Origin of the sequence: Pseudomonas baltica, from assembly GCF_031880315.1 — a bacterium.
Lineage (GTDB): Bacteria > Pseudomonadota > Gammaproteobacteria > Pseudomonadales > Pseudomonadaceae > Aquipseudomonas.
Map to the genome: position 1 here is coordinate 3,580,529 of NZ_CP134771.1, position 15,810 is coordinate 3,596,338.

General features: G+C 51.5%; 13 protein-coding genes. All 13 read left to right on the forward strand.

What is annotated here, in order from left to right; translation table 11 throughout:
- Positions 1-13: 13 nt before the first annotated feature.
- Entirely contained in the window at positions 14-2,239 is a 2,226-nt protein-coding gene (gene tssI / locus REH34_RS15945) for a type VI secretion system tip protein TssI/VgrG (protein ID WP_311968408.1), read from the forward strand.
- Positions 2,236-3,243 carry a DUF2515 family protein gene (locus REH34_RS15950; RefSeq protein WP_311968409.1) on the forward strand — a complete coding sequence of 336 codons (1,008 nt, stop codon included), beginning with the start codon at positions 2,236-2,238 and terminating at the stop codon, positions 3,241-3,243. The genes tssI and REH34_RS15950 overlap by 4 nt, the downstream gene beginning before the upstream one ends.
- 80 nt (positions 3,244-3,323) lie before the next feature.
- Positions 3,324-4,130: a hypothetical protein gene (locus REH34_RS15955; protein WP_311968410.1), complete on the forward strand. Its 807-nt coding sequence runs from the start codon at positions 3,324-3,326 to the stop codon at positions 4,128-4,130.
- A 62-nt stretch (positions 4,131-4,192) separates the two neighbouring features.
- Entirely contained in the window at positions 4,193-6,238 is a 2,046-nt protein-coding gene (locus REH34_RS15960; protein ID WP_311968411.1) for a type VI secretion system tip protein VgrG, read from the forward strand.
- A 65-nt stretch (positions 6,239-6,303) separates the two neighbouring features.
- Entirely contained in the window at positions 6,304-9,009 is a 2,706-nt protein-coding gene (locus tag REH34_RS15965) for a glycoside hydrolase family 19 protein (RefSeq protein ID WP_311968412.1), read from the forward strand.
- Position 9,010: 1 nt separating this feature from the next.
- Positions 9,011-9,775, forward strand: a complete 765-nt coding sequence (locus tag REH34_RS15970) for a hypothetical protein (RefSeq protein WP_311968413.1) — start codon at positions 9,011-9,013, stop codon at positions 9,773-9,775.
- Between the two features lie 568 nt (positions 9,776-10,343).
- Entirely contained in the window at positions 10,344-10,961 is a 618-nt protein-coding gene (locus REH34_RS15975) for a hypothetical protein (protein ID WP_311968414.1), read from the forward strand.
- 50 nt (positions 10,962-11,011) lie between these two features.
- Entirely contained in the window at positions 11,012-11,263 is a 252-nt protein-coding gene (locus tag REH34_RS15980; RefSeq protein ID WP_311968415.1) for a hypothetical protein, read from the forward strand.
- Between the two features lie 335 nt (positions 11,264-11,598).
- On the forward strand, positions 11,599-12,225 hold the full coding sequence (locus REH34_RS15985; protein WP_311968416.1) for a lysozyme inhibitor LprI family protein: 627 nt from the start codon (positions 11,599-11,601) through the stop codon (positions 12,223-12,225).
- 679 nt (positions 12,226-12,904) lie between these two features.
- On the forward strand, positions 12,905-13,681 hold the full coding sequence (locus REH34_RS15990; protein WP_311968417.1) for a hypothetical protein: 777 nt from the start codon (positions 12,905-12,907) through the stop codon (positions 13,679-13,681).
- A 428-nt stretch (positions 13,682-14,109) separates the two neighbouring features.
- Complete coding sequence (locus tag REH34_RS15995; RefSeq protein ID WP_311968418.1) at positions 14,110-14,289, forward strand: hypothetical protein; 180 nt, start codon at positions 14,110-14,112, stop codon at positions 14,287-14,289.
- A 60-nt stretch (positions 14,290-14,349) separates the two neighbouring features.
- Positions 14,350-15,258: a hypothetical protein gene (locus REH34_RS16000; protein ID WP_311968419.1), complete on the forward strand. Its 909-nt coding sequence runs from the start codon at positions 14,350-14,352 to the stop codon at positions 15,256-15,258.
- Between the two features lie 85 nt (positions 15,259-15,343).
- Entirely contained in the window at positions 15,344-15,805 is a 462-nt protein-coding gene (locus REH34_RS16005) for a cell division protein (RefSeq protein ID WP_311968420.1), read from the forward strand.
- Positions 15,806-15,810: the final 5 nt, after the last annotated feature.

Below are 15,810 nucleotides of genomic sequence, written 5' to 3' on the forward strand. Positions count from 1 at the left end.
CAGGGAGTAAGCCATGTTCGCGGCAGCCGACGAGACCCACTTCAATCTCACGATCCCGGGGCTCGACAACGACTTTCAAGTCCTCAGCTTCACCGGCCACGAGGGCATCAACCAGGTCTACCGCTTCGACCTCGTGCTGGTCAGCGAAAACCCGGACATCGACCTGCACAGCCTGCTGCACAAGCAGGCCTACCTGGCGCTGGACGAAAACGGCAGCGGCATCCATGGGCAGATCTACAGTGTCTCGGCCGGTGATGCCGGCAAGCGCCTGCACCGCTATTGCGTCTCCCTGGTACCGCAACTCGCCTACCTGGAGCACCGCACCAACCAGCGCATCTTCCAACAAAAAAGCGTGATCGAAATCATCACCCAGGTGATCGAGGAGCACGGCATCCTCAGCACGTTCTATCGCTTCCAATGCAACACCACGTACCCGCCGCGCGACTACTGCGTGCAGTATGACGAGAGCGATCTGCATTTCATCCAGCGGTTGTGCGAAGAAGAAGGCATTCACTTTCGCTTCGAACACGGCCCTCAGCAGCACGTCGTGGTGTTCGGCGACGACCAGGCGGGCTTTCCCAAGCTCGGCAAGGCTGTTTCCTATGTGCAGGACACTGGCATGGTCGCCGACGAACCAGTGATCAAGCGTTTCGCCGTGCGCCTCGAAGCCCGCACCAGCCGTGTTTCGCGCCGCGACTACGACTTCGAGAAACCGCGGGTACAGCTCGACGCCGTCTACCGTCCCGGTGACTACAAGGGCGCTCAGCCGGACCTCGAAGACTACGACTACCCCGGCCGGTTCACCGACAGCGCCCGCGGCAAACAGCTCAGCCAACGCGCCCTCGAACGCCACCGCGCGGACTTTCGCCTGGCCGACGGCAAAAGCGACGAGCCGCGCCTGCAGAGCGGGTTTTTCATGACCCTGGCCGAACACACCAAGGCCGAATGGAACGACCTGTGGCTGCTGACCGAAGTCTTCCACGAAGGCAAACAGCCGCAAGTGCTCGAAGAGTCCGTGACCAGCGACACCACCAACAACAAGGACGACTTCCACCACGGCTACCGCAACCGCTTTTTGGCGACACCCTGGGACGTGTTCTACCGTCCGCCACTAAAGCACCGCAAACCCCGGGTCCTGGGCCTGCAGAGCGCCATCGTCACCGGCCCCAAAGGCGAAGAGATCCACTGCGATGAGTACGGGCGCGTCAAAGTGCAATTTCACTGGGACCGCCTCAACGCCTCCGACGACACCAGCAGCTGCTGGCTGCGCGTGTCCTCCAGCTGGGCTGGTGATCGCTACGGTGCCATCGCGATTCCGCGTGTCGGTATGGAGGTCATCGTCACCTTTCTTGAGGGCGACCCCGACCAACCGGTGATCAGCGGCTGCGTGTACCACAAGGAAAACCCGGTGCCCTACGCGCTGCCGGCGAACAAGACCCAGACGGGGTTCAAGACCCTCAGCAGCCCTGGCGGCGGTGGCTACAACGAGATCCGCATCGAAGACAAAAAGGGCCAGGAGCAGATCTACCTGCACGCCCAACGCGACTGGGACGAAAACATCGAGAACGACCAGGTGATCCGCGTTGGTCACGAGCGTTATGACACCGTTGAAGGGAATAGCTACAGCGAGTTCAAGGCGGAAGAACACCGCACTATTGGTGCGGATCGCAAGACTGAGCTCAAGGCCGATGACCATTTGAACGTGGGTAATAACCAGCATGTGAAGTTGGGGACTGCGCAGTTGGTGGATGCTGGGCGGGAGATACATCTGACCGCGGGCAATACGTTGGTGATTGAAGCCGGGGAGGAGCTGACGGTGCAGGCGGGCGGGAGTTTTATCAAACTCGATGCCAGTGGCGTGACGGTGATAGGCGCGATGGCGAAGGCGAATGCCGGTGGGGCTGCGGGGGTTGGTACGGTGATTGGGTTGTTGCCGGCGGTGTTGCCGGTGGCCGTCGATATGGCCCGCGCGGGCGACCTGCTGGGCACCGCCATCAAGCAGGAGCACTACGACGAACAACTGCGCGTGGTGACCAGCACGGGGGCACCAGTGAAAGGGCTGAAAGTGGCCGTCACCATTCCCGGTGTTGCCGCACCGCAGATCATGGAAACCGACGCAGACGGCCGCTTGCCAAGAATCAAGACCGATGCGCCTGCCGACGTGCAAGTGCACCTGGCCTGGGACAAGATCACCGTGCCAGAGGGTGCGGATGATTATGAAAGGAGTCGCAATAAATGAGCGATGCACCACTGGCTACGTTTACGACCAATACAGACAAAGATTCTCATAAGGAGAAGGTGACTGCCTGTTCGCTGCTTTGGGCAAAAGGACAGATGGCGGCCATCAATCGTCTGACGCATCAGAAGAAGAGCTTTTTCTCAGGGTCTACCACTCCAGAGCTGGTTGCGGATTACAGCGCACGTGCGGCGCGGATTGCAGCGACCTATGCGCGGTTTTATCTGGAGCAGGAGGAGGGCTGCAAGCCGGCCCTCAAAGGGCGCTTTTACTGGATGGGGTTGGCGGCGTTTGCGAGCAAGCAGGTGAAGTGTGGGTTGGATTTTATTCCCAGCGAGCCGGTCCTGATACTGACGCCTACGCCTGCTCAGGTACCTATGCGCATCGGTAAAAACTACTTAGGCAAAGGGAATTTTTGGCTGTTCCAGGATATTTTTGTTTGGCACTGGTTTTATGCCAATCACCCTGAGCAGTTCACGAGCTGCGCGCCGGAGCGGAATGCGCAGAGTTATCCACCTGAGGTGAAGGCGATGGTGAATGATTTACCTTGGGCGGGGGATACGTTGCCGATCATTAGTAACTTTAATATCACCAGTTACGTTCTGACGGGATTCAACGAGATTGCTGCTACAGAAACGGCTACTGACTTAGAGTCTCGCCGTGCCGCCCAGCGCCGATCGCTGTTAGCGATAGCAGATCATGAGCAGCGAAAAATCTTGCAACTGCTGATCTACAACGATCTAGCGTTCAAGTTGACTTTGGATGGGCAGGAACTGGCTGAGGTCCTGCCGTTTACGCCTAAACGATTAGCGGCTTTTAACACCGCCTGCGATGTCGACAACGAGAGTTTGAAAGTCTCAATGAAGGAAGGCGACTTGTACAACGAAACGGACCGCATGAAGTTCATTGTGCAGATAGCCAACCAGTACCATTATTTAATGGGTGCTAAAACCGAGTACATGGAAGGCCAGATTTCTGCGATTTCTGGCTGGAGCCAGAGCCTGTGAATTTTCGCGCAGGCTTGAGTCTGTTCCTGTGTCTTTTGATAGCAGGATGTGACCAGTCGTCTAACCCAGGAGATAAGTCCGTGGTCGGCACTAAACCAGTATTGCAACTCGCATTGGACGTCCCCGTGGCTGATATGCAGGCCGCTAGCCCTTTGCCGTTTGGGAAGAGCTGTATAGAGGGCGTCTGTTGGTATGAAATAGACAAAAGCGCGAACGACCAAAACCTTCCTAGTGTGGTGTTCAGTCAACAGGGTGCGACTATTCGAGCCGAAAACGTCATCAATATTTCATCGGTGGTTAATGAGCAGTACGGCCAGAGTGTGCAGAATCTGAAATTCACTCTAAGGGGGCTGCCGGATAACAGCTCACATGAAAAAAATATCGATTTTATATACGGAATCATCAATGAGCTGATCGCCCAGGGCTGGCGTCATTATTACTATCCGTCGTCGCCACGTATCCCGGGAAGCGAGGCAATCAAGCTGTCCGGTGGAGAAACCGTGTTCGGTGAGCATGTGCGCAGTCATCCCTGGTTTGATCCATCAATTAAAATGTCTTTGGACCAGTGGCTTTCTTATCCCTCGGTCTATGAGTGGCATTTTTACCAGCATGGGGTCTACTTAACTCTGGAAGTCATGCGTTCTGACTCCGAAAAAGATCCGAAGAAGAACGGCAATTACCTCGTTTCATTAGCCGTCCAGAACGAATCTGATTTCTGGCATGGTCACTTCGAAGAAAAAGACATGGCACGTTGGGTAACGCTGCTTCCTGGATTACTCGATCGATACCATGCTAAGCGCGCGGCTTCTGAAGCCAAAGCCCGCGCCAATGGCATAAAAATCGACGAAACCTATCAGGACCCGCCCATCAAGGCGCTCGGTCAGTAGACGAGACACCCGTCCCCCCGGCGCGATGTTGCGCCGAGGGCACGCTCAACAGGGAGTAAGCCATGTTTAACGCAGCTGACCAGACCCACTTCAGCCTGACCATCGACGGCCTCGACAACGATTTCCAGGTCTTGGAGTTCACCGGCCACGAGAGCATCAGCCGCACCTACCGTTTCGACCTGGAACTGGTCAGCGAAAATCCTGACATCGACCTGACCACCGTCCTGCACAAACAGGCGTACCTGGCGTTCGACCCCAACGGTTCCGGCATCCACGGCCAGATTTTCAGCGTTGCCCAAGGCGATGCCGGCAAACGCCTGCATCGCTACAAAGTCTCGATCGCGCCGCAACTGGCCTATCTGGACTTGCGCACCAACCAGCGCATCTTCCAGAACCAGACCGCGCCGCAGATCATCGCCGCCATCCTTCAGGAGCATGGCATCCAGGGCGACGGCTACGACTTCCAGCTGCAGACCCCATGCCCAGTGCGCGAATACTGCGTGCAATACGACGAAACTGACCTGCAATTCGTCCAGCGTTTGTGTGAAGAAGAGGGCGTGCACTACCACTTCCAGCACAGCAGCAGCGGCCATCGCCTGGTGTTCGGCGACAACCAGACCATCTTCCCGAAAATTGGTCGGCCTACCGCCTACGTGCAAGACAGCGGCATGGTCGCCGACGAACCTGTGATCAAGCGCTTCAACCTGCGCTTCGAAACCCGCACCAATAGCGTCACTCGCCGTGACTACGACTTTGAAACCCCCAGCTTGCTCATGGAAGCGTCCTACAAGCTGCAGGACCAGAACACGTTCGCACCGACCCTCGAGGACTACGACTACCCCGGCCGCTTCACCGACCTGGGCCGCGGCAAGCAACTGAGCCAGCGAGCGCTGGAGCGCCACCGCGCCGACTACCAACTGGCCGAAGGCAAAGGCGACGAACCCCGCCTGGTGACCGGGCACTTCATGGAAATGTCCGACCACCCGCGCACCGAATGGAACAGCCTGTGGCTGCTCACCGACATCTTCCACGAGGGCAAACAACCGCAAGTCCTCGAAGAATCCGTGACCAGCGACACCACCGACAACAAGGACGACTTCCACCACGGCTACCGCAACACCTTCCAGGCCATCCCCTGGGACGTGTTCTACCGCCCGCCGCTCGAACACCCCAAACCCTGCGTACTCGGCAGCCAGAGCGCCATCGTCACCGGCCCCAAAGGCGAAGAGATCCACTGCGACGCCTATGGTCGCATCAAGGTGCAATTCCACTGGGACCGCGACGGCCAAGCTGACGAAAGCTCCAGCTGCTGGCTACGCGTGGCCAGCGGCTGGGCCGGCGGGCAGTACGGTGGCGTGGCCATCCCGCGCATTGGCATGGAAGTGCTGGTGACCTTCCTCGAAGGCGACCCCGACCAGCCGCTGGTGAGCGGCTGCCTGTACCACAAGGAAAACGTGGTGCCGTACCCCTTGCCAGCGAACAAGACCCGCACCCTGTTCAAGACCCTCAGCAGCCCCGGCGGCGCGGGCTACAACGAGCTGCGCATCGAAGACAAGGCCGGCCAGGAACAGATCTACATCCACGCCCAGCGCAACTTGGACGAGAACATCGAAAACGACCAGTTGGTGCGCGTCGGCAACGAGCGGCATGACACGGTTGAAGCCAACAGTTACAGCGAGTTCCAGGCCGAGGAACACCGCACGACTGTGGGCGATCGCAAGAGCTACATCACGGTGGATGACCACCTGAGCGTCGGGCAAACCCAGCATGTGAAGTTGGGGGCGTCGATGTTGGTTGATGCTGGGAGCGAGATTCATCTCAAGGCCGGTAGCAAAGTGGTGATTGATGCGGGCATGGAGCTGACGCTGCAGGCCGCTGGGAGCTTTGTGAAGCTGGATGCCAGTGGGGTGACGATGGTCGGGCCGCTGGTGCAGGCGAACGTCGGGGGCTCGGCTGGAAATGGGAGTGGGATCGCGATCAAGTTGCCGCAGTTGCCGCGGGAAGTGGATGCGGATCAGGTGGGGCATTTGATGGAGGAGGCGTTGGTCAATGCGCCGCTTGAGAAGGTAAAAACTCAGCCTATCCGGATGTTGAATTTTTCCGGTTGACTCCAGCAAACGACCAACAAGGAAGGCGCTCGCAACGCCGGCACTCAATACACGGATAACAGTTGATGACAGAAACAAGCAAAGTGCAGTCCTGGGCTTACCCGACCAAGCTGGGCACGACTGAGGTGACTGACCCTCAGCAATACTACAAGGCGCTTGCAGCGGCCAAAGATGGCTACTTCCCGTTGGGCAAGAATGGCCTTTGGCATGGGGGCATTCACTTGGACGATGCCAGTGGGTTGGTCGCGGAGCATAGCGAGGTCCGGTGTATTGCTGATGGTGAGGTGATTGCCTATCGGATTGATGAGCAATATCCCGTCTCGCAGTACGGCGAAAAGTCGGCGGTGTATTCCACCGGGTTTGTATTGGTCAAACATCGACTGGAAGTCCCTGCGCCGCCGACTCCGGCGACTGCTCCGGGCACTCCGGCACCCGGTGCACCAGCTCCCGGCGCCGCTACGCCGAGCCCTTCTCTGACGTTTTATAGCCTGTATATGCATCTGCTTGATTGGAAAACATATCAAGCACAGACGGCTATCAAAGGGCCTGATTTTTGGCAGGGTGAGTGGGCTGTTTCAGCTTCGGCTGAAGCCAAAATCAAAGGTTTGAACGTCCGCGACAAGGATAAGGGTGGTGCGATAATTGGATTCCTTCCCAGAGGAACAGTTGTCACCACCGCAGAGGCAGGAGTGGGCGGCAAATACCTGAAACTCCTCAGTGCTGAGCCTCCCTGTGCAGGGCTGGCACTGGAAAATGCTTGGGTATACAAGAATGAAATGGATTCGTTGGGTGAGAACAAGTACCGGATTGGCACGCATGCGCCGAACACTCCACCCCAAAAGATTGCAGGCACTAATGTATTAGCGACGGCCAGTAACAATGGCACGTATCTGGGTTATCTGCCTGCAGGTACAAAGGTGCGAATCGGTGCTGTTCAAGGTCACTTTTACAAGCTTGATAGCATTGTCAGCGGTGAATCTGTCCCGACGCTAACCCCGGGTGCTGACGGAAAACTACCCGGCTATATCTTGAAATCCGCAGTAGAGTCCAAGCGCGAACCAGAGACTAAGGGTGGAGTGTTTGTGCTCCCAACGCCAATAGCTGTCAAAGCTGGCGCTGTGATTGGCCACGTCGGCAAACTGCAGAACCATGATGATCCGCAACCTCGCAATCTGCTGCACCTTGAAGTCTTCACCTGCGAGGACTTCCCTGCTTTCGTTGCCAAGAGTATCGAGGCAGCCAAAGCGCTGCCGGCAGAGCAGAAGACCTTGGTCGAGCTTCCCCCAAGTACGAAAGTGATTCCGCATCAGGCTGGCTTCAGCAAGGACAATCCGCCGCAGATTTCCATGGCGGGTGAGCTAACGGCGTATAAACAGATCATTCCCGTGAGCGTTCTCGAGAGCCTGCCAGCGGCGAACAAAATCAGGATAGAAACACCTCAGCCAGGTGGTAGCCCGACTGTTGTGAACTGGTGGCACCTAGAAGGCGTACTGGGCGGTGCGAACAACCAGCCGCTCAGCGGATGGGTGCGAGAGCAGGAAATCATGAGCCCACGCCATAACCCGTGGGAGTGGGACGGGTTTGATTTTCTGGAGGAAACGTCCACCAACCTGCAGAATTGGGCCACCTATCTGCATGATCAAAATAGCCTGACGGACGAAGAAAAAAGTATCTACAAGCCTGCTCCGAGCGGGCCGGTGAAGGAACGCTTGTACGACATCATCGACGCCGACAAAAACGACAAGCTGACGGTTGCAGAGATTGAGGGGGCGCTTGGGAAGCCTTGGCATGCGCAGTCGATCTCTCAGTTGGTGGTTAAGTATGAAAGTGAGTGGCTTTACAAGGCGGAGAAGTGGAGCTCGCTGGATCAGTATATGGGGTCGCCGAACCCAAGTTGGGACGCGGAGAAGGCGCGGATTGAGAAGCTGGCGTGGTGGGGGGATTTGGCTGGGAAGCAGGGGGTTAGTGCGGATGGGAGGGTTTGGCATTTACACGCGGTATCGCTGAAACATAACTTTAGTACCTCGGCACATTGTATTTGTGTTAAGTGTGGGAAAAATATAGCGCTTACTGCCGCGTTTATGAAAAAAATCGTAAGCCATTCTGTAAGTGACGAATTCATAGCTAATTTTGTACAAGTTGCTAATTCAGAATTTCCGATATATGGGGTCAATACTTGCGCTCAAGTTATTTATCTCTTGGGTCAAGGAAATGTTGAAACTATGAAGTTTACAAAATTTAGAGAAAGTCTGAATTATACTAAAGCGAGCTACACAGCGGCGTCACTATATGCAATGGCGCCAACCGCCATAAATGCCGGGTTTGCTCGTCTTGGTATGACATTTCCATCGACAACAGAAAAATTGCAATATGTGGGGGATCATTTACTAGCTAACGATTCCGGATATGGTCAGCACTGTTTCGGAAGTGACGCATATCCAAACAATGATTATAGAGGTCGCGGGCTTTTGCACTTGACTTTTTTTGACGCTTATCGGAGATGTGGCTTGGCTATAGGTGCAAGACTTGATGAGCATCCGGAGTTACTGGAAACTGATGTGTCACTGATTATTAAAAGTGGACTATGGTTTTGGAAGTCCAACTCAATCGGTGCCATCGCAGATAAAGAGGGACAGACACTATTTGACAAGGTTAAATCTGTTACCTATCCGATCAATTCTGGATATAAGGCGCTGGCAGAGCGTAGAGAAAGTACAAGCCGTATTAATGACATTTTTCGACAGACTTTTGGCCAATGTGGAGTGATTTAAAGTGATTTTGAAGCTTTTTATATATTTAGTGCTCGTTGGGTCATGCGGCAGCGTGCTTGCATGTAATGCGCCAACTGGTGAACAGTATCCAGTGGTTAAGAATAACGAAGGATATATGTCCTTCGAAAAAAAAATCATCCCTCAAGATGACGGCGGTAATGGGGTCGACAAAGGCATAGCGGTATTTTTTGATAACTGCGAGGATGGGAAAAAAAAGTTAATTGGTGATTTACCGTTTCTGGCGGAAACCGGGCGAGTAGTAGATGCTTTCTTCGCTGAGGTTGACTCGGAGCAAAAATTTTTCGTCATTCATAATGTATTAATACGGTCCGAAACCCAACCGGGAGATACAGGCGATTATTATTCAGTACTAGTCTACACGCACCGGGGCAGCAACTATGTTGAGGATGCGCGTCTTTCAAATTACTTCGGTAAGGGAAGTGATATTAGAGATGGGCTGGAGATTGGTAATTACGCCTACGTGTATCCTTATAAAACTCGAAAATCGATCACGGATAGGATTGCAACGACCGGCTTTAAACGCTGGGATTCAGGTGGGGTGGTGCATCTGCTGATCAAATCCAAAACTAATATCTATGAAGTTCCGAGCATCGCGACTAAAACCCGGATGTATTTGGTTCCAGGTGATCAGGTGTTGCAACAAGATGTAGAGGCTGGCTGGGTATCAATTGTTTATGAGACTAAAAATCACAAGACTATATCAGGTTGGATTCCGTGCGTGGCGGTAGGGGGGTGTGAACTATGAAGGGAGTAATTAAAACAGCAACAAAATTCGCTGTTGATCTAGGTCAGGATGTTGCGGTGGAGAGTAAGTTATAAACTTATGATTGGTTGGTTTGCATCGATTTAGGCTCAAGTGCGCACAAGAAGTTTTAGATGTCAGGGCTTTGATGGGCTTGTTCGCGAGGTCTGTTAGCCTGGTTTTTTTAATTTTATGCTAAGTAATTGGCGGTTGCAGATATTGTAGGGGGGCTTGAGGATGTGGGCTATAGGTAAATAAACTGAGGCGAAAAAATATTACGATGATTATAAGAAATCTATGAGCAGCGAAGGAGGATCCGGAAAAATTTCATCGTGAGTTAATGAAAGATTGAAGCAATTATTTTATAATGCAGTGCCAACCAAGAGGTATGCGCAGTATCGCTATTGAAAGCCAGAACATATAGAATTGGAGTGTCCTGGCAAAAAAATAGTGCCTAAATAAATTTGTTATGTTGTTAACGCTACTATGCAACTGGACGGCTCGCTACGGTTGCGAAACAATACGCGGAACAAAGAGTTTTGGTTTTTAGAGGAGCCTTATGATGAGGCGGATGTTGCTAGCCTTCTTTGCAATGGTTTGTATGCATGCATTTGCAAGTGATAATTGCTCTTACGACTTGAATGGAGATGGGGAATGTGACTCTTACGAAATTTCTCCTGCCAAAGACGATGACCAATCAATCTTGTCAATTAAAGTGGGCGGTACCAACACAGTTTCGAAAGGCACTTTTGATTTTGGGGATGGGGGACTAAGTTCAGGCTATTTTCCAACTGACTTTGCGTTAATGCTAGATTTTCATACGCGTGATACTGATCTGCGGTCGTACACTTTTAGATGGAATAGCAATATGCATGATTGGGTTCTTGATAGAGTGGCTGAGTGGAAGGAGCCCAGTCGAGACGAATTATATACACTTGGAAGAAACCCTGTTCCGGATGATAAAGTTCTTCCTCAAGGCTTTTCAGTGCACAGGATCGAATGTTGTACACAGCTTTCAGGGTTCAGTTTCTCAACCCCGATTAAAAAACTTAGTGACAACGAGGCTCAGCTAAAGATAGTGAAAGATTTTGCGAAGGTGAAAAAATACCTGCCACTTGGCGCGTCTAGCGCTCTTTTCTATTTTCATAGCGGACAAGCCGAGATGCTACGCTGCGGAATATACCCATAGAATTTGTATATGAACTTGCGACAGTCATATCATCTCAAAATGTGGGAGATGTGAACGACTACGCTTACTACATGTACAAAAATAAAATGTTTGTGCTGGCTGATATGCTTTTAGAATCTGTGCATGATAAATTTCCTGACCGTGTAGTTGCCATATTGAACTTGGCTGATGTCAAGTGGGAGCTAGGTCTAAATAAGGATGCTTGCAAGCTGTATGGGATTTATCATCAGAAAATGACAGAGACTGGGAAGGTTTCTAAAATCCCATCCTACGTTGCGGGCAGGGTCAGTTGCTCAGGATGAGTGTAGCGCCGCCCGTAACGTCTGCCCAAGCAGTGCTCGGCCGCGCTGTGGCGTGCGCTAACGCTTGACCCCAAGCGCCGGCTGATTACCGCGCGGCAGCTGCGAGAAGCGTACTGGGTAGACAACCCAGATTTATGGTGCGCTAGTTCAGCTAGCGCAACGGGTAAATTCAAACAGGGACTACGCCATGTTCGCGATAGCCGACGAGTCCCACTTCAACACCGACGGCCAGGATATTGAATATCGATGCCCGGCGATGTCACGGGTTATAACGAGATCATTCCGCTGATCGTGCTGGAAAGCTTACCCGCCGAGCAGAAAATCAAGAGAGTAAAATGCAAATGTTGGACATGATTAGAGCGGCAGGTCGTATAATCGCAATTTACTTGGTTTATAGTGGTCAGGTTTCCGCCCAACCAATAAATAATACGACTGAGACGTGCAATCCTTTGGGCGTAACAAACGCAGATATGATTTTGTGTGCAAGCATTGGGTACTCAAAAATTGATAGTGTCTTGAATGAACAGTACAAAGGGCTGAAATCCGGGTTGAGCGATGCATCGCGACAGAGTCAGCTGCTGGATGCACAACGCGCTTGGGTTATATTTAGAGATAAAAGCTGCAGCGACATTTATGATTCTGAGTCTCCAGGGGCCGAGGCGCCAATAGCGAAGCTCTCGTGTTTGGGTGAATTGACGTCAGTCAGGGTCGTGGAACTTATATATTTGCGCACTGGATATAGGGCGGATGGTTTTGCAACCGCGGTATCGGCAGTTGCAAAATCGACAGGAGTCGATGCTTCTAGCCGAGCCAGAGCGGTTAAAGTTCTGGAGGATGGTCTGGAGTATGGTCCACTTTTCGAAGAATATGCTGAGAAAAACTGCAATATGGCTAGGGATCTGTATTTAGAGGAAAAAGGCCTATGTGTTAGCAGAATGAAATTCAATAACTCCGTCCATTAGAGACGTTACCCCATGGTGCGCAAATAGGTTAAACCGCAATCTCGCTTATTCGCGATTGGGTGGGGTATAATAAGTCAACTTTCAATTGATTTAGAGAGGGTCGGTTACTATTTTTATGGACGCCAAAAAAAGCGATGCTTATACATCGCTGTGGCCAGAAAAGTTCGTAATCGCAGTCGGAGCGACGTTTCCAAAATGCGGTATAAGGAACTGTTTGCAGATAAGCTATTTACTGGGCTACGCTAAATTTTAAATCATAGGCTTTACTATTTTTAGAAAAGTTCTTAACTATGCAGGCACAGTTATGGCGGGGGTTTGTGTGCGACGGCTTTGGTCGCGATAAATATAGGCTTTACGTAGCTAAATTCCCATTGAGGGTAAAGATTGCTACATGTGACGTTTTATGAGGCGTATAGGAGGTGTACTGGAAAAGGAATTGATATCTAACTAACCCTTATTGCTGGAAGCAGACCCCAAGGCTATTGTTGTATCGGGAAGCTAGTTTTGGAAAACAATGATATTGGTATTATTGCAGATGGTGCCACGCTTTAAATAGATTTGAAAGTTAAGAAGGTGACGAAGAAAAAATCAATACTGGTCTTGATTAGTTAACACTCCGAAGGCAGTGGGCTGAGGAAATTATTGTGGTGGTGAGCAGTGAGTTTTGAGGTGCCGCAGGATGATGGATAATCGTGCTATATTTTTTTTGGGGTTGCTAACATTTTGGATTTTCGGAGCGCAAGCGTTAGCGTGCGAAGCCCCTAAGCAAACGCCTTATCCATCTCTAGCAGTAGATGGAGGTTGGGCTGTATTCGGTGAAATGCCGCTGCCTAAACAAGAGAAGGTATCTAATCCAGTTATGGAGCTAAGCCTCAATTTCTTAGATTGCTCGAGTGGTGTATCTAAACTCATTTCCTCGTTGCCTTATTTGACGGATCCTGGTCAAATACAAGATGCATTTATAGAAGGCACAAAGAGCGATCATAACGAGCTCTTCGTTATCCACAGTGTGCCTATCCGATCTGCGACAGGTATGGGATATGCTAGCGATTATTACAATGTTCTAGTATTCTTAAAAAATGGTTCAGGTTTTAGTTTAGACCAAAGGCTCACTGATTATTTCGGTCGTGGGGCCGACGTTATTGACCCTGACGACGATGCGGACCGTTTTATCTACTCATATCCATATAAGACAAAAGACAGTATTGTTGCAAAACTGAAGTCGAAAGGTTATGAGAGATGGGCCGGCGGTACGATGTCGGAGTTCGCTGTAATTAATAAGGCTACTATCTATTCTACGCAGTCCACTGGTAGCGCTACAAAGATGTATTTAGTACCAGGTGATAAAGTTGACGTGGAAATGATTTCTGCTGGATGGGTTTTGATGCGCTATATGACGGCCAACAAAAGAGAAATCAAGGGGTGGGTCATGTGTTCCGATCTTGATGGATGCTAGAGCGAAGCGACCAGAAATCAGCACCACATTTATCAGCTATGTAAACAGGACGCCACTTCTCCTGCGAGCATTGTCGACATACTAAAGCTTTTGGAGGTGTGGTAGTTCCTGAGGTTGGACATAATTCATATTATGTACTTTTAATGGAGCACTCTAGCGCTAGTAATAAATGGGCTTGGCGGCGTAATGGATATTGTAAATTTACGTAAATGATTCCGATGTGCTAGTTGGTCGGGCGACGCTATCTGCTTTTCAAAAAAACGGGCGAAACGAAAATTTACAAAAAATTCAACTGGCGTTTGCAGCCAGATAATGGCAACGTCATTTCATGCATAAAGCTAATGCGTGAAATTGATCCAAAATTGATACTATAGCTACAGTTACAGACCTATTACGCGCTTTATGATCTTTGCGTTCAGGAAAATAAATTGGAGAAAATAGAAGATTTTATACATGAAGAGTTTTCGAGTGCGAATATCACCATTCAAAAAGAATTGCTTATCTTCGTGTGTAAAAAACGCGCCGAGGCTGCCAGCACTGCTTACGGAGCGGATGCCTTCAGTCGGCGCATGGGTATCATTAAGGGCCAAAATATACCGGTGCGTTAAGCTGGGTTACGGCTTCGCGCGAGAATGGTAACTAGAGGTATATTGTCGAGGGTGACGCTTGTGAACTGTAATAAGTGGTGGGTGCTGTGCCTTGTGTTGCTAACGTCTTCGGCGTGGGCGGGAGATAAACGGCTGGCATGTGATCCAGAGTCGAATCTATGTACAGTGGTTGCCCCACTAAACTATTGCTCTGCTGGTGAGGTTACCCATACAAAATGGGATATCCGCTCTGGTACATACATTTTGAGCTGTGAGTGCAATTGCACAGCTCAGGAAAATAGCTTTTGGCTGGTAGGCACAAATGGGAATGTTCAAACGCTTAATGCCAGTGAAATTGTCAGCTCGGTCGACATAGCAAAAAACCCTTCAGGGGTGCCCGATATTTTTGGCGTGGTGCCATACTGCAGCAAACTTGAGTCGTCCGCTGAGCGCTTGATTTATTTACAGAAACGGCCTGGAGGCGCCGGTGGCGCTCAGGGCTATTGCTACTCGGCTGTAGATCAAAGCGCTGTTGAAAGCTGCTCTACGACGGATTGTCTCGAAAAGCAGAAGGCTGCGATTGTAACACTCAGCATTGCAAAAAATGAGTTTTTGACCGAGTTTGCCGGTGCGACATCTCGGTTGTACAAGGATAAAACGAAATTTTCACTGTTTTCTAGAAAATCATTTATCGAAAATTACTTGGGGAGCTACGGTTACGATTTGGCTCAACAACAGGTGTTCAACGATATTGGTTACTATTGGCAGCAGGCAGGGTTTAACGACGACGCCATATGGCTTTTAAATAAGGTGATTGAGAATGATCCGCAGCGGATGGTTGCTTATTTGAATATCGCCGACGCCTATTGGGCTGAAGGAGACAAAGCGACTGCGGCGAAAAACTATAATATGTATGCTCAGCTTATGACGTCCGGCGGCAAGCAGCAGAAAATTCCAGGTCGTGTAAAAGAGCGGGTTGATCGGCCATAATAGATGAGGGGCCATCTAACATTTGTCCCCCCCAACTCCGACTCGCTATACTCGCCGCCTCTCAAGGACACGCCAAGGATCAGGAATGTCGCTTTCACCTCCCACCCACCGGCGACTGTTGGTGGCCTGGCTCTACCTCGTCGCGTTGGCCCATCTGTCCGGCGGCATGCTCCTCAGTTGGGGAGGCCACTCAGGCCTGTTGGACAACTACCTGAGCAGCGTCGAACAGGCTTTCTGGACCATCGATGCTCCCGCAGCCGCCCGCGCCCAACAGGTATGGTGGGTTGCACTGTTCGGTGCCACCTTGCAGGCCTATGCGTTTTGCATGCTGGCCTTGGTACATATCGGCAACACGCTGAAACGGCCAATGGCCTGGGGCTGGCTGATGGCTGGCCTGCTGCTCTGGGCGCCACAGGACATCGTCATTTCCCTCGGCGCGGGCATGTGGTCGCACCTGCTGGTTGATCTCCTGGCGTTGCTGGTTTTGCTGCCGCCGCTGTTCTGGCTCTATCGCCACGATCGCCGGCACCTCATCAACCCGCCCTGAGGATT